Here is an 18,401-nt window from a genome sequence, read left to right on the forward strand (position 1 = left end):
TCCTTGACATGCCCGGGCTGCCCGATCAGGCGTGCCCTGCCTGCCCGATTCCGCTGTCGGCGGGTGTCAGGACTTGTCAGCTTTGCCGGCGGGCGTCTCGCTAGCATCGGCGCCTATCAGGCATTCCCGGCCTGTTGCCGTCCTTGTTCCCCTCCACGCTGAGAAAGAAGACATGAAGAAGCATGCCACCCTCCCTTTTCCCTTGCTTCAGCCAGCCATCGCGTCGCTGTGCCTGTGCCTCGCCGCCTGCGGGGGCGGCGGTGACGATCCCCAGAGCGCCGGCTCCTCCCCTGGCACCAGCACCAGCGCCAGCCCCAGCCCCGGGTACACCATCGGCGGTGCAGTCAACGGCCTTGCCAGCGGCTTCTCGCTGCAACTGTTGAACAACGGCGCCGCCCTGCTGACACTGAGCGCCAACGGCGCCTTCACCTTCGCCGCGCCTGTTGCGCCCAACAGCGCTTATGCGGTCACGATCGGCACGCAGCCGCTCGGGCAAACCTGCTCGGTGAGCCATGGCAGCGGCATCGCCGCGGCCGCTGTGACGAACGTGGCGATTACCTGCGGTGCAGTGCAGGCGCGGGTGTCCACCCTGGCGGGCTCCACCACGGCGGGCGCCGCCGACGGCAGCGGGACCGCCGCGTCGTTCAAGAGCCCGTATGGCGTAGCGCTCGATACCAGCGGCAACCTGTACGTGACGGATTCAGGGAATAGCGAAATCCGCATGATCACCCCGGCGGGCGTCGTCACCACGCTGGCCGGCTCCACCACGTCGGGCTCCACCGACGGCACCGGCGCCGCTGCATCGTTCTCGGGCCCGAACGGGATCGCGGTGGATGCGGGTGGCAATGTCTACGTGGCCGACGCCAACAACAACAAGATCCGCAAGATCGCCCCGGGGGGCGTCGTCACCACGCTGGCCGGGTCCGGCACCGCCGGCTTCGCCAACGGCACCGGCGCCGCCGCGTCATTCAGGAATCCGCATGGCGTCGCGGTGGACGCGGGCGGCAATGTCTACGTGGCCGACTCCGGCAACAATCAGATCCGCAAGATCACCCCGCTGGGCGTCGTCACCACGCTGGCCGGCTCGAGCACCGCCGGCTCCGCTGACGGCACCGGCGCCTCCGCAAGCTTCTCCAATCCGCTTGGCGTGGCGGTGGATGCCAGCGGCAACGTCTATGTGGCCGATACCGGAAACAGCAGGATCCGCAGCATCACCCCGATAGGCGGCGTCGTCACCACGCTGGCCGGTTCGAGCACCTTTGGCTTCGTCGACGGCACGGGCACTGCGGCAGTGTTCCAGTTCCCGTATGCCCTGGCGCTCGACGCGAGGGGTAACGTCTATGTGGCGGACACCGATAATAGTGCGATCCGCAAAGTTACTGCGGCGGGTGTCGTGACTACGCTGGCGGGCTCTGGCAAGACTGGCTCGGCTAACGGCTACGGCAAGGCTGCGTCATTCTGGGGAGCGACCGGCATCGCGGTCGATGCCAGCGGCACTATCTATGTCGCCGACATGAACAATAACCAGATCCGCCTGATCCAGCCGCAACCATAAGAAGCAGCGGACTTGAGAGTGGTCTAGTCAGCCCGCACCAGCAGCACCGGCCGGCTCGTCTTCGTCAGTACGCTGTGCGCCACGCTGCCCAGCATCCGTTCGCCGAGGCTGCGCCGGCCGTGGGTGCCGAGCACCACGAGATCGGCGTTGCAGGCCTCGGCCTCGGCGGCGATGGCGGCGGCGACCTGCCCGGTGCTGTCCGGCCGTTCGAGCAGGCGCGTGGTGTGGGCCACGCCGGCCTCGGCGCAGCGGGCAGCGGCCTCGCCCAGCAGACGCAGCCCGTGCGCGTTGGCGCTGTGCGGCGCCGTGGCCTGGGCGCCGTCGCTGCCCTCGAAGAACACGTCGCTGTCATCGGCGACATGGAGCAGTCGCATCTCCGCCCCGCTGGCGCGAGCCAGTTCGATGGCTTGGGCGAGCACGGTGGCGGCACAGGCACCGCCGTCGATGGCGAGCAAGATGCGTCGATACATGAAGGCTCTCCGTGCAGCAGGGGGTGCGATCCCGGCCCTGCCCTATGCATACAGCGTAGGCGTGCCGCGTGCGGCTGGCTTGATCCGGGTCAAGCCGCGCGGACGACGCTCGCCTAGCCTTTCCATGGTCAGGGGCGCGCAAATGGCACGGCCGTGCCAGCGGACGGCGCGGACAGGAGGTGGAACATGGAGCGGAAGCGGCAGGCGGTCCGAGAACGGCATGGCCGATGGCGCGGGTGTGCGAGGTGCTGCGCCGGCCTCGTGCTGTGCGCCGCTTGCGCGGCTTGCGCCGGCCCGGATTGGCTGCGCCCGCCCAGGCCCAGGGCGGATACCGCGCCGGCCGCGCCCGCGCAAGGGCTGGCCAAGGTGCGCCCGCTGGCTGACGAACTGGTCTGCCTGACGGCGCCGGCGGGCGAGCGCATCGATCTCGCCGAGCATTTCGCGGATTTTCCCCTGATCACCGCCGCGCGGGACCAAGCCGGCGAGATGCACCAACACCGAGCGCCAAGCATAGTGTCTTGGCTCCCTCTCCCCGCACGGGGAGAGTGTGGGGGAGAGGGGTGGTTTAGCAAGGCGCCGCATCCAGCGAAGCCAACGGTGTGATCCAGCACGCGAGCACGGAAACGAAGCCGATGGTGCGATCCCAGCCACCACGGCCAGCCAGCGCCTGCCCTCACCCCCAGCCCCTCTCCCATGAGCGGAAAGGGAGCACACCCGTCGGCCGGCTCAAGCGGCTTGGGCGCATCCTGTCCGCACGCACGTCTTTCTTGATCCACGCCAAGCCCTGCCGCGCCGCATGGCCTAGTCTCGTAGCAAGCATCGCGGCGTGGCCCCGTCCGCTCTGCATGCGCCGGCCGGGGCGCCCGACGCCTCCAACCAGCGAGGAGGGCAGCATGCGCGCCTTTGCAAGGAAACTGAGTCTGCTCGGCATCACCGGCCTGGCGCTGGCGGCCGGCGTGCCGGTCGTCGGCATCGCGGCGGACGCGCCAGCCATGCAGGAAGGCGGTGTGCCGCCGCTGCACCATGTGAACGGGATCACCTATGTGTCCGGCGGCATCGGCAGCGATGAGGCCGCCGCGCTGCGCCGCATCGCGCCGCGCTTCAATGTGCGCATGCATTTCCTCGACAGTGGCGGCGACGGGTCCTTGTCCGATGTGTCGGTGACCTTGTTCAACGCGCGGCGCGAGATCGTGCTGCTGGTGCTGAGCGAAGGCCCCTACCTGTTTCTCAAGCTGGAGCCGGGCACCTACCGCGCGGTGATCCGCTATGGCGTCACCATCGAGTCCCACGGCATCGAGGTCAAGCCGGGCGGGCGCGCGCTCGACCTGCAGTTGCGCTTTCCCGCGCGGAACGAACCGGCCGAGCTGCTGGCCGCGCCGCCACAGGCCGGCGCGCCTTGCCAGCGCGCGGCGGCACCTTGCGGGCGGCGGTGAATGGAAGAGGGGCCGAAGATGCGATTCGTAGACAGGCAGGACGCGGCCGCGCAGCTGGCCGATGCACTGGGCCACTACCGCGGGCAGCGTGCCCTGGTACTGGCCCTGCCGCGCGGCGGCGTGCCGCTGGGGCGCGTGCTGGCCGACGCGCTGCAGGCGGACCTGGACGTGGTGCTGGTGCGCAAGCTCGGCGCGCCGGGCGACCCCGAGTTCGCGCTGGGCGCCGTGGCCGAAGACGGCTGGACCTATCTGGCGCCCTACGCCGAGCCCACTGCCGGCAGCGCTTACCTGGAGCGCGTGCGCGCCGAGGAACTGGAGCGCATCCGGCAGCGGCGCGCGCGCTATACGCCGGGCCGTGCGGCGGCACCCTCTGCGGCCGGCCGCGTGGCCATCGTGGTGGACGACGGGCTGGCCACCGGGGCCACCATGATCGCCGCGCTGCACGCCGTGCGCGCGCAGGCGCCGGCGCGGCTGGTATGCGCGGTGCCGGTGGCAGCGCCCGATGGCCTGCGGGAGGTGCAGGCGTATGCCGACGAAGTGGTCTGCCTGTACGCGCCGGCAGGCTTCCAGGCGGTGGGGCACCACTATCTGTCGTTCCCGCAGGTCAGCGACGAGGAGGTGGTGGACTGCCTGGCGGGCAGGGCCTGACAGCGCACGGGCCGGAGGCGATCGGGGTTGCGGCAATCCGTCACGCTGCGCCGGAGGGCGCCACTGCTTATGCTGTGGACGCTCCTGCACGTGCGATATGGCGCGCAGGGGCTTGCAGATATTCCCTGTCCCAACCCCAACCCCAACCCCAACCCCAACCCCAACCCCAACCCCAACCCCAACCCCAACCCCGACAGCAAGAGGAATCGACATGAAGATCCGTATCGCAAGCCAGCAGACCATCGAAGTCCCCGGCCGCGCCGGCGCCTGCTGCGGCGCCTGCTGTGCCGCCCTGGGTGCCTGACGGCACCGGTGCAACGGCGCCCGCGGTGCGGGCGCCGCCCTTCCTCCGTTGCGCTCCCGACCCCATGCAGATCGGCTTCAACTACACGCTGGGCAGTACCTATCCCTTCGTACGGCAGATGGCGCAGGACGGCGAGATCGACTACTGCGAACTGCTGATCGACAACTTCCTGCAGGTCCCGCCCGCCGAACTGGCCGCCGCCTTTCCCTGCCCGCTCGGCCTGCACATCATGTTCTCGCGCTTCCTCGAGAACGACCAGGCCGCGCTGGAGGCGCTGGCGCAACGCCTGCGCGACTACATCGCGGTGCTGCGCCCGCTCTATGTCTCGGACCATGTGGCTACCTTCACCCACCAGGGCCGCCACCTCTACCACCTGGCCGAGATCGACTACCGCGCGGGCTATGCCGCGCTGCGCGCGCGTGTGCAATGGTGGCAGCAGCAGCTGGGCGTGCGCCTGCACCTGGAGAACTACCCCTCGCTGCTGCCGGGCGGGCACGATGCACCGGACTGCTTCACGCGCCTGATGGACGATACCGGCTGCGGCCTGCTGTTCGACCTCTCCAACGCGGTCTGCGCGCAGCGCAACTGCGGCCTCGCGCTGGATGCCTGGCTGCCGGTGGCGGCGCGTGCCAGCCATTTCCACGTGGCCGGCTATGGCGAATCGATGCTGGCGCCGAAGCTGGCGCTCGATACCCATGACGCCGACCTCGCCGACGACACCATGGCCTGGCTGCGGGCGCTGCGCCCGCTGATCGACGCGCCCGGCCATACCCTCACCTACGAGCGCGACGCCGCCATCGATGCCGCTGCGGTGCGCGCGGAGGTGCGGCGCCTGCGCGCGCTCTTTGCCGCCGACCCCGCTCCCGCCGACCCAGATCGCGACCCAGATCGCGACCTTGATGCCGACCTTGATGCTGACTGACATTCACGCCACCCGGCCGGCGTACGCGGTCCCGCCACGCACGGTGCGCACTGATGCCGAACTGCTGCCGGCGCTGAGCGTGCCGGCGCTGCAGTCGGATTTCGCGCGCGAGTCCGCCGCCTTCGTGCGCATCGATACCAGCCTGCGCGCCTACTGGCACACGCTGTTCGACGTCTGTCCCGCGCTGCTGGAGCTGTCCGGCCCCGACGGGCTGCGCATTTTCCGCCCGTTCATGGCCTGGGCCGAGGCGCAGCGGCTGTCGCTCGGCTGGAGCGTCTACCTCTGGGTCTACCGCTGGCTGTGCCAGTCGGAATTCGCCGCGCGGCTGCCGCCCACGCTGGCCGAGACCCTGCTGGCCGCCTCGGCGGCGCGCTGGGCCGCGGTCGATCGCGGGCGCCACGCTGGCATCGTGCTGGCCGACGCGCAGGCAGCCTCGCCTGTGCTGGTGGCGGGCTGGAAATGCGCCAGCGTGGACGGCGCGCGCCGGGTCGAGCGCATCGCGCTGGACGAGCCGCTCGACGCGCCGCCGGACCGCTTCGGCCATTTCCTCGTGCCCGGCTTCACGCTCGACACCTTTCCCGGCTGGATGGCGGTGCCGCGCTGAGGCGGCGCGCCGGGCCGACCGCCGCCTCAGCGCGCCGCCGCGCCGCCGGCCGGCCACGGATCGGCCAGGCGTGGGTCGGTGAGGAAGCCGTGGTCGGTCAGCGCTTCGAGGAAGGCCACCACGTCGTCGAGTTCCTGCGCGCTGAGCGTGAAGCCTTCGATGAACTCGCTGCGCAGCGGGCTGGGGCCGTGCGGGCCGCTGGCGGCGCGGCCCTGGATCGCATAGTGGTCGCGCAGTACCTCGCGCAGCGTGGCGATGGAACCGTCGTGCATATAGGGGGCGGTCACCGCGACGTTGCGCAGCGAGGGTGTGCGCATCCTGCCCTCGTCGGCGGGGTCGCCGGTGAACTCGCGGAGGCCGTGGTTGCCGGCCGGATAGCCACCGTGGCCGTCCCGGTTGTAGAGGCCGGTGTTGTGGAAGCCGGACTCGGCATCGGCCAGGCGTGCGTGCAGGTTGTTGTCGGTGAAGTTGAAGCCGCCGTGGCAGTGCGCGCATTCGAGCCGCTCGCTGAAGAACAGCGCCTCGCCGCGCTTGGCGGACGCGCTGATGGCGTCGGGCCGGCCGCCGTACTTGTAGCGGTCGTAGGGCGCATCGAAGCTGAGCAGCGTGCGCTCGAAGGTGGCCAGCGCGCGGCTGATGGTGGCCAGCGAGACCAGGTCCGGCGTGCCGGCGCGTTCGGGGTAGGCGGCGCGGAACAGCGCCGGGTAGCGCGGGTCGGCGCGCAGGGTGTCGAGCAGGCGCGCCTCCTGGCCGGCCATGCCCATTTCCACCGGCGTCTCGCCGAACAGCGGCACCAGCAGCTGGCGCTCCAGCCGCTTGAGGTTGGGGTTGGCCCAGGTCAGCACCGGCAGGTAGGCCACGTTGCCCAGGCTCATCGCATTGCGCACGCCGGGTGTGCCGTGCACGCCGAGCGGCAGCTGGCGGCCGTCGGTGAAGGCGCGCGCCTGCAGGTGGCAGCTCGCGCAGGCGATGCTGCCGTCGGCCGACAGGCGCTTGTCGTAGAACAGGTGGCGTCCCAGTTCGGCTTTGGCGGCCGACATCGGATTGTCGGCCGGTACCACCGGACGGGGCATCCAGTCGGGCAGCGCCCAGCGGTAGTCGTCCGCGGGGGTGGCGGCCGGGGTGGCGGCGGAGGTGGCCTCGGGTGCGGCCGCTCCGGTCAGGCCGGCCAGCGCGACCACCACCGCGGCCGCCAGGGCCAGGCCGGTGCGCAGGCGTCGCATCGGCATGGCTCAGCCGCGCGGCGCGGCGCGGAAGACGCGCTGCGGCAGCGCCGGCTGGCCGTCGAAGGGCAGGCCGAAGGCCGGCATCACGAAGCGGCAGTCGGCATCGTCCGGGCCGGCCATGCAGCCGGGCGCGCTGTCCGGCGCGTTGACGTCCACGTCGGTGTCGCGCAGCAGCGCGGCGAGATCGAATTCGACCTGCTCGGTGGCTACGTCGAAGGCGTCCAGGCGCACCGTGACGCGGTTGGGCCGCGCGCACGAAGACGGCGCCGCGGTGGCCGCCGGCGACACGCAATCCGTGCTGCCCAGGTGGATGGGGAAGCCGGCCGCGCGGCGGCGCGGTGCGGCCGCCGGCACGGGGGCGGCGTCTGCGGGAGGGGCGGTGCCGCCCCGTGCCTGGCCGCGCGTGGCCATGTCGATCTTGACGAACTTGTAGCCGGCCTGCCAGCTCCAGAACATCGCGCTCAGGTTCAGCGGCGGTGGCGCCACGGCAGGGTCGCCGTGGTTGAGGTCGGCCGGCACGCCCAGCGTGAACTGCAGGCCGCGGTAGCGGCCCGCCGGCACGTGCCCGGTGACGGCCTCGCGCAGGCCGGCGTTGCCGTTGCGGCAGGGACCGCTGCCGTCCTCGAAGTCGAGCAGGGCCACGTCGCGGTACTGCCAGCGGCCGTCCTGCTCCAGGCGTAGCGGCACGGCGCGCCCATCCTCGTCGAGCAGCGCCACCGACGACACGTAGAAGCGGAAGTCGGACGGCGTGATGCGCGAGGCCGTGCGGCCGATGCCGTCGTAGCCGGCGCCGCAGCGGAAGGGCTGCGCGCCGACACGCGCGGCGAAGCGCACCGCCACCGGGACTTGCACCGGCACCGTGCCCTCCGCGCCCGCGCCGGGTAGCTGCGCCGGCAGTGGCGCAGCGCAGGCGGCCAGCAGAAGAAGGGGCGCGGCGGGAGGCAGCAGGCGGATGGCGGGACGGGGCAGCATGGCATGGCCTCAGCGGATGTCGGGAAGCGGCGCCCGCTGGCGGGCGCCGGGGAAGGCGGGGCTCGCCGCGCGGCGCGGCGCTCAGAAGCTGGCGCTCAGCGCGATCTTGAAGTTGCGGCCCGTGTCCGCGGTGTAGGCCACCGCGTTGCCGGACTGGTAGGGGAAATAGCGCTTGCCGAACAGGTTCTCGATGCCGACGTCCAGGCGCAGCCGGTCCTTGACACCGGGCGGGGTCCAGCTCGCGTAGAGGCTGTGCACGCCATAGCCGGGGCGCCGCCGCAGCAGCGTCGAGTCATAGTCCTGCGCGGCCACCAGGGAGCTGGTCCAGCCGAGCGTGGTGCGCCAGCGCGGCAGCGCCTGGCGCAGCGTCAGCACCACCTTGTCGGGTGGCGAGTACAGGTAGCCGCCGTTGCCGTCGTCGGTGGTGCGCACGCGGCTGTAGGCCGCGCCGAAGCTCAAGCCGCCGGACTGGTACAGGCCTTCGACCTCGGCGCCGCGGCTGGTGGCATTGCTGACGTTGCGGTACTGCGTGATGGTGCCGACGCCGGCGAAGGGCGCGGTGCGCGCATAGGTGCCGATCACCGTGCTCGCGATCAGGTCCTTGATCCAGGACTGGAACACCGAGGCGCGCAGCCGCGCGCTGTCGCCCGCCGCCAGCAGGTCCCTGCCCTGCAGCGAGCCGCCCAGTTCCAGGGTACGCGCGGTCTCCGGCTTGAGGTCGGGGTTGGCGGCGAAGTTGAACAGGTAGTGGCGGCCCGACAGGTTCTGGAAGGACTCGCTGATCGACGGCGCGCGATAGGCTTCGCCGAAGCTGGCATACAGGTTGCCGCGCGCCGCCGGCTGCCAGGCCAGCGTCAGCTTGGGCGAGACATGGCTGTCCGCCGCGCTGTTGGCGCCGACATCGGTGTCGTAGCGGTCGGCGCGCAGGCTGGGTGTCAGGCGCCATGGCTCGCCCAGGCGGATTTCGTCCTGCAGGAAGGCGCCGTAGACCTTCTGCGCGCCGTTCGGGATCACAGGGTTGGCCGCGCCGGCGCTCGACGCGTATTGCTCGTCGCGGTAATAGTCCAGGCCGTAAGTGATGCGCTGCCCCACCACCTCGCCCGGCAGCGCGATCGAGTGCTGCAGCGAGGCGCCGGTGGTGGTGGTCACGTTGGCTGTCACCGGCAGCGAGGAGACGGATGGATTGGCGTCCGCGCTCAGGTTGAGGCGGGTGCGATACAGCGTGATGTCGAGCTCGGGCCGGCCCTCGGTGTCCTTGAGCGTGCCCTTGAGCACGGTCTGTTCCTGGCTGACGCGATTGTTCTGCACCGGCACCGTCGACGACGTGCCCAGGCTGCTGTCGGCTTCCGGATTGTTCGGGCGCAGCGTGCCGCTCTGATAGGACAGGTGCGACAGCTCGAAGCGCAGCCGCCCGGTCGGCTCCAGGCCGAGCTTGAACAGGCCGCTGCCGGTATGGCCGTCGTTGGGCGACAGCAGCGTGCCGCCGCCCTGGCGGATGGGTCCGGACTCCGCGTAGCCGAAGGCCGCCAGCGCATCGAGCGGGCCATACTGCCCGTAGGCGCGGCCGTTATAGTGCGGCGAGCGGTCGGCTGAGGTGTAGCCTGCGCGCGCGTCGCCCCCGGCCGCCTGGCCAGGGGCGAGCAGGTCGCGCGCCGACAGCGTGCGGAACACCATGGCACCGCCCAGCCCGCCGCTGCCATACAGCGAGGAGGCGGCGCCTCGCATCACTTCCGTGCCGGCGAGGAAATAGGGGTCGAGGTAGAGCGGCGAGGTGATGCCGGCCGCGCCGTTCTGGCGCGCGCCGTCGATCGTCAACGTGATTTCCTTGCCGGTGAAGCCGCGGATCGAGGGGATTTCGCCGGCCTGGCGCGGACCGCCGCCGAAGTCGACGTTGGGCAGGGTGCCCAGCACGTCGGATACCGAGCCAGCCTGGCGTTCCTCGTAGTCGTCGCGCGTGACCACGCTGACCGAGGCGGCTGTGGCCGACAGCATGTTGCCGGTACGGGTGGCCGACACCACCACCGGGTCGAGGGTGGCCGCGGCGCGCTTGCCCCCGTTCTCCTCGGCGGCCAGCAGCGGCTCGCTGCACCATGCCGGACCGAGCGCGGTGCCCAGCGTGCAGGCCAGCAGCACATGTCGATTCATCGCGGTCCTTCCTCCTTGGTGTCTTGTCTTGTCGCGCGGCCGCAGCCTGCGGGCCGCCCACGCTTCATTTTTTTCGGCGCCACTTTATCGGCGCACGCTCGCAGACACGATGTGGCATTTGGCCGCGCCGGCGGTCCCGCGTCGATCTGTCGCACGCCGCGCGGCGGTGGCGGCCGCTAGAATCGTCCGGCATCCGCGGGATGCGCCGCGCATCGGCCGGCGCCGCCCGACTTCCGTCCCGCGGCCTATCGTTCCCGCCCCTGCGCAATGCCACCTGACCGATCGCGCGCCGACCGGCGCCGGCGCCATGCCGCCGCCCCCGCGGCACAGGCGTCTTCCTCGCCGTCTCCATCCGCCCCGCGTCCCGCAGCCCGCCTTTGCGCCGTTCCGGCCGCCCCGAGGGGCAGGCCGCGCCGCCGCTGGCTGGCAATCGGCACCATCGCGCTGGCCGGCGGCGCCTGGGCCGGGACCGGGGCCGGCGATGGCGACGCGGCCGGCGGCGCCACGGAGGTGGCGGCCGAGGTGGCGGCCGATGTGGCGGCCGAAGTGGCGGCCGAAGTGGCGGCCGAAGTGGCGGCCGAAGTGGCGGCTGAAGGAGAGCGCGGTGTGGCGAGCGGCAAGGCGGGCGCGCGCCGCGGCGCCGACGCGCAGCGCGCGGACTCCACGCTGACGCTCGGCGGCGTCACCGTGCAGGCCAGCCGGAGCGGCAAGCTCTCCACGCGCAATGTGCTGACCTCGGTCGACGTGCTCGGCGCGGACCGCATGGTCGACCAGAGCGTGGGGTATGCCTGGGAACTGTTCGGCCAGATGCCCGGCGTGCTGCTGACCGATTTCAACCAGGGCACCACCTCGGGCAAGCTGTCCTTCCGCGGCTTCAACGGCGAGGGCGAGATCAACGCGGTCAAGCTGCTGATCGACGGTATCCCCAGCAACAGCAACGATGGCAACATGCCCTTCATCGACGGTGTGTTCCCGCTCGAGATCGCTTCGCTGGAGACGGTGCGCGGCACCAACGATCCGCGCTACGGGCTGCACAACATCGCCGGCAATGCCGGCATCCAGACGCTGCAGGGCGGCAACTATGCGCGCGGGCGGGTCGGCTACGGTAGCTTCGGCACGGCCGATACCGAAGCGGTGGCAGGCTACGACAACGGCAACCTGGCGCAGAACTATGCCTTCGGCTACCGCCGCAGCGATGGCTGGCGCGACCACTCGCGCTATGACAAGCTGGCGCTCTCGGGCAAGTGGTTCTTCACGCCGGACGACGGCAGCTGGCGCGTGGGCGCGATGGCGCGCTACTACAGCGGACACGCGCAGGAGCCCGGCTATCTGACCGGGGCCGACGCCTACACCCGCCCGTCCGCGTCCTACGCCTTCAACAGTACCGACGAAGGCACGCGCGAAACGGGGCAGTACAGCCTGCACGCCGACACCGACCTCGGTGAGACCGTATCTTGGGCCAGCAAGATCTACCTGAATACCTTCCGCGACCGGCGCTACGTCACCTACTCCGCCAACGTGTCGCAGCAGGAGCGCTTCGCCGACGAGCAGCAGTTCGGCGCCAGCAGCGTGATGACCTGGCGGCCCCGCCTCGAGCCGTCCTGGCTGCGCGGCTTCGCGCTGGAAGGGGGCGTGGACATGGAGCGCCAGCATAACCGCAGCCTGCGCTACACCACGGTGGCCCAGGTGCGCACGGCGCAGACGCGCGACCAGGCGTTCGATTTCGACGTCTATGGCGCCTACGTGCAGGCCGTGCTGCAGCCGCTGCCCGCGCTCAGGCTGGTGCCGGCCTACCGCGTCGACGTGATCCGTGGCGGCTTCGCCAACGGCCTGAACGGACAGGACTACGCCATCAACGACTACGGCACCATCGGCCAGCCCAGGATCAGCGCGGTGCTGGCCGTGGCCGAAGGCTACAGCCTCTACGGCAACTGGGGCCGCACCTTCCAGGCCGGCACCGGCGCCGGCGCCTACAAGATCCCGCCACGCACCGCCGACCTGTCACCGTCGCTCAACGACGGCTGGGAGGCCGGGGTCAAGTTCCGCCCGGCCGCGTGGCTGGAAGGGCGCGTCGCCTACTGGGAGCAGTTGGCCTCCAATGAGGTCAAGCGCAAGCTCAACGATCCGTCGGGCGACTACGACAACCTGGGCAAGACGCGGCGCCGGGGCGTGGACTTGCAGGCCAATCTGCGGCCGATGGCAGGGCTGAACCTGTGGTTCGCCTATGCCTTCCAGATGGCCCGCATCGTCGATCCGGGCCCCGGCGATGGCGCCACCGCCGGCAAGCAGATCGACCACGTGCCCGACCGCATGGTCTCGGCCGGGCTCGACTACCAGGCCACGCCCGCGCTGCGCCTGTCGCTGTGGGGCAGCGCGCAGAGCAGCTACTACCTGGAGAAGACCAACAGCACGGGCCGCTACGGCGCCTATGCCTTGCTCAACGCCGGGCTCGGCTACCGCCTCGCGAAGTCAGTGATGCTGGACCTGCAGGTCAAGAACCTGGCCGACCGCTACTACGAGTACGTGTGGAACGACGGCACGCAGAACCTGCATTCGCCCGCTCCCGGCCGCTCCTTCCAGGCCACGCTGACGGTTGGCTACTGAGCGCGGGCAGGCCGCGCCCGTGCTCAGATGCCCCACAGGATGTCGGCCTGCTGCCGCCGGGCGGCGCGCAACATGTCGAGGAAGGGGTAGGCGCGCCGCGACAGCACCGCGCTGCGGCGCGCGTCCGCGAGCGGCGCCTCGCCGCCGTGGCCGAGCGCGCTCTCCAGCCGCTCGATGGCGCCCGGAAGCTCGTCGGGGCGGATCACGCCGCGCTCGCCGATGCGCTTGCCGACCAGGCCGAGCAGGTATTGGGCGAGGTCCCGGGGCAGCGTGATGTCCGGGGCGGCCTTGCTGTGCAGGGTGAGCAGCATGTCGACTCCTTGTCCTGGCGGGCGGCGCGTGCCGGCGGATCGTTCGATGGCGTGGCGTGGCGTGGCGGTGTGCCGGCGCGGGCGGCAGGGCCTGCGCGGCGGACCGTTGCCTGCAAGGTAGGCGGCCAGGCTTAAGCCTGGCTTAAGAGGAGCCGGCGTCGCGCGGCGACGATGCGATGGGCGACGCTGCGGGGCCTGGTGAAGGCAGCCCCGGCTACAGCAGCACGCGCAGCGCTGCGGGGTCGAGCAGGGTGATCGACTTGGAGCGGACCTGCACCCAGCCCTCGCGCTGGAAGCGCGACAGGATGCGGCTGACGGTTTCCAGCTTGATGCCGAGGTAGCTGCCGATTTCCTCGCGCGTCATGCGCAGCGAGAAGGCCGTCGACGAATAGCCGAGCGCGCGCAGCCGCGCCGACAGGTTGAGCAGGAAGGAAGCGACGCGCTGCTCGGCGGAAAGGCCTGCCAGCAGCATCGCGTGCTCGGATTCGCGCACGAGGCCGGCGCTCATCACCTTGAGCAGGCGGTGCTGCAGGTCGCGCGTCTCGCGGCACAGCGCCTCCAGCACGCCGAAGGGAATCACGCACACGGCGCTGTCTTCCAGCGCGACCGCATCGCAGGTGTGGGTCTCCGAGTCGATGCCGTCCAGCCCCAGGGTCTCGCCGGCCAGGAAGAAGGCGGTGACCTGGTCGCCGCCGCCGGGCGCGGGCACCACGGTCTTCATGGTGCCGGCGCGCAGCGTGTAGACGCTCTGGAAGGCGTCACCGGCACGGAACAGGTACTGCCCGCGCTTGACCAGGCGCCAGGTGCGCCCGTCGGCGGGCGCCGGGCGCGCCTGCCCGCACATGCCGGAGCAGACGCCTTGCAGCATGCAGCGGTTGCAGCGCGCGGCGCCGTCCGGGCCCGGGGCGGCGCTGTCCTCGGTGCCATGCGCTGGCTGCGGGCGGTGCGACGGCAGGGAGATGGGAAAGGTATCCGCGCTGACGTGGGGGCAGGTATCAAGCATGTCGGTATCCCTGTGGCTGGCTCGGGCGCGCGCAGCAGCGCGGCAAGCCCCGGTGGGCTGCCCGTCCGCGGGCGCGCCGGTGATCTGTGAATCCAGTATTCCACCTGCGCGGCGCCGATCCAATCAGGCTGCGCTGAATCGGCTGTCATCCGCGCGAAGAGAGATGTCAGGTTTCCCTGACGGGGCGGGAAGCGACGGGACGGGGCGGGAAAGGGCGGGGCGTGGCGACAGGGCAGGCATCCTGGCTACGGCATCGCCCGGGAAGGGGAAGGCATGCCGGATGTGGATCATGCGGCGCGGGTGGAGAGGGTCGGCCATCTCCTCCGAGCGGTGGAGTTTCCAAGTCGGCAAAACTCGCCTAACGTATCTCATGCCCCCGCCAAGGCATTTTTCCGCCCCCTTCCCCCGCATGCTGCGTGGTCATTTCTCCACTTCTTCGGATCCAGCCGGGCGTACCGCACCGAAGCTGGCGGCCTGCGTTGCCGCTATCGCTGCCGTTGCCGCGATGGCCGCCGCGGCGCTGGCGGCGCGGCGGCGCACGGTCCGGGTGCCGCTGCCGGTGCCGGACGGCAAGGCCGCGGCGGGCGCCGCCGCGCTGGCCACCGAAAGCGAGGCCCGCCTGGCCGGCATCATCCGCTCGTCGATGGAGGCCATCATCACCGTCGACGAGCAGCAGTGCGTGGTGCTGTTCAACCCGATGGCGGAGACCCTGTTCGGCTGGAAGGCGGAGGACGCCCTGGGCCGCCAGCTCGGCGATTTCATCCCGGCGCGCTACCGCGCCGCCCACGAACGCCATGTGCGCCGTTTCGGCGTGACCGGCGTCACCGAGCGGCAGATGGGACAGCAGCGCACCCTGTACGCGCTGCGGCGCGACGGCGTCGAGTTTCCCATCGAGGCCTCCATCTCGCAGACCCCGGACGGCGGCGGCAAGCTGTACACCGTGATGCTGCGCGACACCACCGAGCGCGTGCTGGCCGAGCAGGCGCTGCGCCGCTCGCGCGAGGAACTGCAGCAGCTTTCCGACAGCATCCTGGCCGCGCGCGAGGAGGAGAAGCGGCGCATCGCGCGTGAACTGCACGACGATCTCGGGCAGCGGCTGAGCGCACTCAAGATGGATCTCGCCATGCTCGACGAGGACCTGCGCCAGACCGCCGCCGCCGATGCCGCGCGCGCGCAGATCGCCGCCATGCAGGCGGTCATCGACGAGACCGTCGGCTCGGTGCGGCGCATCGCCGCCGACCTGCGGCCGGCGCTGCTCGACGAGCTGGGACTGGTGCCCGCCATCGAGTGGCTGGCCAAGGACTTCTCCACGCGCTATGGCATCCGCATCGAGCCGCACGCGCTCGGCGACGAGGTCGAGGTGCCCGAGCGCACCGGCACCGCCGTCTACCGCATCGTGCAGGAGGCGCTCAACAATGTCGCGCGCCATGCCCATGCGACGGCCGTCGAGATCGCGCTGGTACGTGCCGGCGACTGGTACCAGCTGACCGTGCGCGACAATGGCTGCGGCTGGGACGGCAAGATGCCGGAGCGCGGCAGGCGGGTGTCGTTCGGCCTGCTCGGCATCCGCGAGCGCGCCAGGCTGATCGGCGGCAGCGTGGCCATCGCGCACACGCCGGGCGCAGGCTTCGGCCTGACCGTGCGCTTCCCGGCGGTGGCGGGCTGCGGCGAGGAGGAGCACGCATGATCCGGGTGATGATCGCCGACGACCACGCCGTGGTGCGCGACGGCCTGCGCCATATCCTGGAACGCGCTGGCGGCTTCGAGATCGTGGCCGAGGCGGCGGACGGTGCCGAGGTGCCGCGCCTGGCCAGGGAAAGCGAGCCCGAACTGCTGCTGCTCGACCTGTCGATGCCCGGGCGCAGCGGGCTCGAACTGATCCGGCAGCTGCGCGCCGAGCGTCCCGCGCTGCGCATCCTGGTGCTGACCATGCATGCCGAGGAACAGTACGTGATGCGCGCCTTCCGTGCCGGGGCCGCCGGCTACCTGACCAAGGAGAGCGCGGCGATGGAACTGGTCAATGCCATCGCCAAGGTCGCGGCGGGCGGCACCTATATGAGCCAGGCGATCGCCGAGAAGCTCGCCACCGGCCTGCAGGAAGGGCTGGAAGCTCCGCACCTGCGCCTGTCGGACCGCGAAATGGAGGTCTACCGCCGCCTGGTCGCAGGCGAGGCGCTGGTGGACATCGCCGCCGCGCTGTGCGTGAGCGCCAAGACCGTCAGCACCTACAAGATGCGCATCATGGAGAAGCTCGAACTGGCCAACGACGCGGCCCTGGTGCGCTACGCGATCCGCCACCGCCTGTTCGACGAGGCCGACGATCTGTGAGGCCGCCGCGGTGCACTGCGGCCGGGCGCTTCTTCTCTTCTCCCCCTCTCCTTTCCTTTCCTCTTCTACTGCACGCCGTTGCCCGTGGTGTAGCCCACCGTCTGCGCCAGCAGCGGCACCTCGTCCTCGTTCAGCGACAGCGCCTCTGCCAGCAGGCGCTGGTTCAGCCAGCCGCGCACCACGGTACCCAGCCCGCACGAGGCGCAGTACAGGTAGACGTTCTGCGCGATGGCGCCCGCCGCGATCGCCGGGAACACTTCCTGCCCCGGCTTCGGCAGTCCCTGCAGGCGTGCGCGCCGGACCACATAGATCAGGTCGAGCGGCGCGGTGGCGACGAAGTCCTGGTAGCCGGTCAGGTTGCGCGCATCGACCGCGCGCTTGAGCACCAGGGTATGGTGCAGCGGTTCGTAGCGGTAGACGCCGGTCGGCAGTGCCACATAGATGTCGATCTCGTTCAGGCCGTGCGCCGACGGCGCGGTGCGCCCGCCGGTATCGCTGCGGTTGACGCCGCCGGCGGCCCACAACAGTTCGCCCAGCCGCGCCAGCGGCAGCTCGCGTGCGGCGAACTCGCGCGTGCTCTTGCGTTCCCATAGCGCGCCCATCAAGGGCAGGCCGGAAGCCATGTCGGGCGCCGGCAGCGCGATGGTGCGCTCGGATTTGCCGCGCACCGCCTTCGGCTCCTTGCCGGCGAGCGGTTGATACGTGAGCGACTTGACCTCTTCCATGCTTGTCTCCTGGACCCGTGGCGGCAGCGGTGCGCCAGGCGGGCCTGCCGCGTGCCGCTCCGTTGTCCAACTTAGGCCATCCCTGCCGGCGGGGCTTGATGGGCGTCAAAGGACAGGTGGCGCGCCATCTTGCGCTGGGTCAAGCCGCGGCCGCGGGGGCACGCTACAGTCAATGCAGCCGGCGCTGCGGCGCCCTGTCTTCACAGGAGCCTGAACATGCCTTACTCGACCATCATGGTGCTGCTCGACAACAGCCGCAGGGCCTATCACCGCCTGGAGATCGCCACCCGGCTGGCGGCCGCGCAGCGGGCCAGGCTGCTCGGCCTGCCGCTGATACCGCAGCCGGACCCGGGCCTGGCCCTGTTGCGCCAGCAGGATCGCGGCTTCATGGATGCCCTGCAGGCGCGCCACGAGGCGGCCATCAGCCAGATGCGCCATGCTTTCGAGGGCGCCGCGGACGAGGCGCCGGTGGCGGTCGAGTGGCGCGCGGTGGCAGGCGATCCGGCCGACGTGGTGCGGCGCGAAGCCTGCCTGGCCGACCTCGTCGTGGCCGGGCAGAGCGATCCCGACGACGACGAAGCCTGGATCGGCGAGCGCTTCGTCGAGTCGTTGCTGCTGGGCTGCGGCCGCCCGGTGCTGGTGGTGCCCTATGCGGGCCGCTTCGCCAGCGTCGGCGCCACGGTGATGGTGGCGTGGAGCGGCACCCGCGAAGCCACGCGCGCGCTGCACGATGCGCTGCCGCTGCTGCGCCTGGCGCGGACCGTGCATGTCGTCTGCGCGCCGCACGATGGCGGCGCCGCGCGCGAGCGCGAGGCGCCCGGCGAGCACGCCGTGGCCAGCCTGCGCTACCACGGCATCGACGCCACGCTGCATACGCTGCCCGGTGTCGCGGGCGATGCGGCGCTCGGCGAACTGCTGCTGTCGCGCGCCGCGGACCTGGGCGTTGACCTGCTGGTAATGGGGGCCTACGGCCACGCGCGCATGCGCGAGGTGGTGCTGGGCGGTGTCACCCAGACCCTGCTGGGCGCGATGACGGTACCGGTGTTCTTCTCGCACTGAGACCGGGATGCCCGCGCGGGGGCGCAAGGCGCCGCCCGCCGCCGGCAGGTGGTGGCAGGTGGTGGCAGGTGGTGGCAGGCGGTGGCAGGCGG

Annotated in this window: 17 protein-coding genes; 10 read left to right on the forward strand and 7 right to left on the reverse strand. The window is 71.2% G+C overall.

The features are described 5' to 3' along the window. Nucleotides 1–172 precede the first annotated feature (172 nt). Nucleotides 173–1,555: an NHL repeat-containing protein gene (locus tag BKK81_RS22265; RefSeq protein ID WP_071017794.1), complete on the forward strand. Its 1,383-nt coding sequence runs from the start codon at nucleotides 173–175 to the stop codon at nucleotides 1,553–1,555. Nucleotides 1,556–1,578: 23 nt separating this feature from the next. Here BKK81_RS22265 and BKK81_RS22270 read toward each other — a convergent pair whose 3' ends face one another. Beyond that, nucleotides 1,579–2,025 carry a universal stress protein gene (locus BKK81_RS22270; RefSeq protein WP_071017796.1) on the reverse strand — a complete coding sequence of 149 codons (447 nt, stop codon included), beginning with the start codon at nucleotides 2,023–2,025 and terminating at the stop codon, nucleotides 1,579–1,581. Between the two features lie 893 nt (nucleotides 2,026–2,918). Between BKK81_RS22270 and BKK81_RS22275 the strand changes: the two genes are divergently transcribed. The 5 genes from BKK81_RS22275 (at nucleotide 2,919) to mbnC (ending at nucleotide 5,936) form a co-directional block, all read left to right on the forward strand. Continuing rightward, a complete protein-coding gene (locus BKK81_RS22275; RefSeq protein ID WP_071017798.1) occupies nucleotides 2,919–3,458 on the forward strand; it encodes a hypothetical protein in 540 nt (179 codons plus the stop codon). Between the two features lie 18 nt (nucleotides 3,459–3,476). Then, complete coding sequence (locus tag BKK81_RS22280; protein ID WP_071022023.1) at nucleotides 3,477–4,106, forward strand: phosphoribosyltransferase; 630 nt, start codon at nucleotides 3,477–3,479, stop codon at nucleotides 4,104–4,106. Between the two features lie 211 nt (nucleotides 4,107–4,317). Further along, nucleotides 4,318–4,410 carry a methanobactin gene (mbnA, locus tag BKK81_RS36100; RefSeq protein ID WP_083384345.1) on the forward strand — a complete coding sequence of 31 codons (93 nt, stop codon included), beginning with the start codon at nucleotides 4,318–4,320 and terminating at the stop codon, nucleotides 4,408–4,410. A gap of 64 nt (nucleotides 4,411–4,474) precedes the next feature. Then, entirely contained in the window at nucleotides 4,475–5,332 is an 858-nt protein-coding gene (mbnB, locus tag BKK81_RS22285; protein WP_071017800.1) for a methanobactin biosynthesis protein MbnB, read from the forward strand. Beyond that, nucleotides 5,322–5,936 carry a methanobactin biosynthesis protein MbnC gene (gene mbnC, locus BKK81_RS22290; protein WP_083384346.1) on the forward strand — a complete coding sequence of 205 codons (615 nt, stop codon included), beginning with the start codon at nucleotides 5,322–5,324 and terminating at the stop codon, nucleotides 5,934–5,936. Before mbnB ends, mbnC begins: the two co-directional genes overlap by 11 nt. Nucleotides 5,937–5,962: 26 nt before the next feature. Here the strand turns inward: mbnC and BKK81_RS22295 are convergent, their stop codons facing one another. The 3 genes from BKK81_RS22295 to BKK81_RS22305 all read right to left on the reverse strand — a co-directional run bounded on the left by BKK81_RS22295 (nucleotide 5,963) and on the right by BKK81_RS22305 (nucleotide 10,279). Continuing rightward, on the reverse strand, nucleotides 5,963–7,165 hold the full coding sequence (locus BKK81_RS22295) for a methanobactin export MATE transporter MbnM (RefSeq protein WP_071017801.1): 1,203 nt from the start codon (nucleotides 7,163–7,165) through the stop codon (nucleotides 5,963–5,965). A gap of 3 nt (nucleotides 7,166–7,168) precedes the next feature. Continuing rightward, nucleotides 7,169–8,134, reverse strand: a complete 966-nt coding sequence (locus BKK81_RS22300) for an MbnP family copper-binding protein (protein ID WP_071017803.1) — start codon at nucleotides 8,132–8,134, stop codon at nucleotides 7,169–7,171. An 81-nt stretch (nucleotides 8,135–8,215) separates the two neighbouring features. Further along, nucleotides 8,216–10,279, reverse strand: coding sequence for a TonB-dependent hemoglobin/transferrin/lactoferrin family receptor (locus BKK81_RS22305; protein WP_071017805.1), 2,064 nt, complete (start codon nucleotides 10,277–10,279; stop codon nucleotides 8,216–8,218). Nucleotides 10,280–10,546: 267 nt separating this feature from the next. Here BKK81_RS22305 and BKK81_RS22310 point away from each other — a divergent pair, with 267 nt between their 5' ends. Continuing rightward, nucleotides 10,547–12,883, forward strand: coding sequence for a TonB-dependent receptor (locus tag BKK81_RS22310; protein ID WP_197524035.1), 2,337 nt, complete (start codon nucleotides 10,547–10,549; stop codon nucleotides 12,881–12,883). A gap of 23 nt (nucleotides 12,884–12,906) precedes the next feature. Here the strand turns inward: BKK81_RS22310 and BKK81_RS22315 are convergent, their stop codons facing one another. Both BKK81_RS22315 and BKK81_RS22320 read right to left on the reverse strand, forming a co-directional pair. Further along, nucleotides 12,907–13,194: a DUF1840 domain-containing protein gene (locus BKK81_RS22315; RefSeq protein ID WP_071017807.1), complete on the reverse strand. Its 288-nt coding sequence runs from the start codon at nucleotides 13,192–13,194 to the stop codon at nucleotides 12,907–12,909. A 214-nt stretch (nucleotides 13,195–13,408) separates the two neighbouring features. Beyond that, entirely contained in the window at nucleotides 13,409–14,197 is a 789-nt protein-coding gene (locus BKK81_RS22320) for a helix-turn-helix domain-containing protein (protein ID WP_083384348.1), read from the reverse strand. A gap of 409 nt (nucleotides 14,198–14,606) precedes the next feature. On the opposite strand from BKK81_RS22320, the gene BKK81_RS22325 reads away from it, so the two are divergent. Together BKK81_RS22325 and BKK81_RS22330 are read left to right on the forward strand one after the other, a co-directional pair. Next, entirely contained in the window at nucleotides 14,607–15,884 is a 1,278-nt protein-coding gene (locus tag BKK81_RS22325) for a PAS domain-containing sensor histidine kinase (protein ID WP_442873415.1), read from the forward strand. Further along, the gene (locus BKK81_RS22330) at nucleotides 15,881–16,525 is read left to right on the forward strand and encodes a response regulator (RefSeq protein ID WP_071017809.1); all 645 of its coding nucleotides are present in this window, start codon (nucleotides 15,881–15,883) and stop codon (nucleotides 16,523–16,525) included. Before BKK81_RS22325 ends, BKK81_RS22330 begins: the two co-directional genes overlap by 4 nt. Before the next feature lie 65 nt (nucleotides 16,526–16,590). Here the strand turns inward: BKK81_RS22330 and BKK81_RS22335 are convergent, their stop codons facing one another. After that, nucleotides 16,591–17,250, reverse strand: coding sequence for a SagB/ThcOx family dehydrogenase (locus BKK81_RS22335; protein ID WP_071017811.1), 660 nt, complete (start codon nucleotides 17,248–17,250; stop codon nucleotides 16,591–16,593). 216 nt (nucleotides 17,251–17,466) lie between these two features. Between BKK81_RS22335 and BKK81_RS22340 the strand changes: the two genes are divergently transcribed. Further along, complete coding sequence (locus BKK81_RS22340) at nucleotides 17,467–18,309, forward strand: universal stress protein (protein ID WP_071017812.1); 843 nt, start codon at nucleotides 17,467–17,469, stop codon at nucleotides 18,307–18,309. The last annotated feature ends 92 nt before the right edge of the window (nucleotides 18,310–18,401 follow it).

The organism is Cupriavidus sp. USMAHM13 (genome assembly GCF_001854285.1).
In the GTDB taxonomy this organism is placed as follows: Bacteria; Pseudomonadota; Gammaproteobacteria; order Burkholderiales; family Burkholderiaceae; genus Cupriavidus; species Cupriavidus malaysiensis.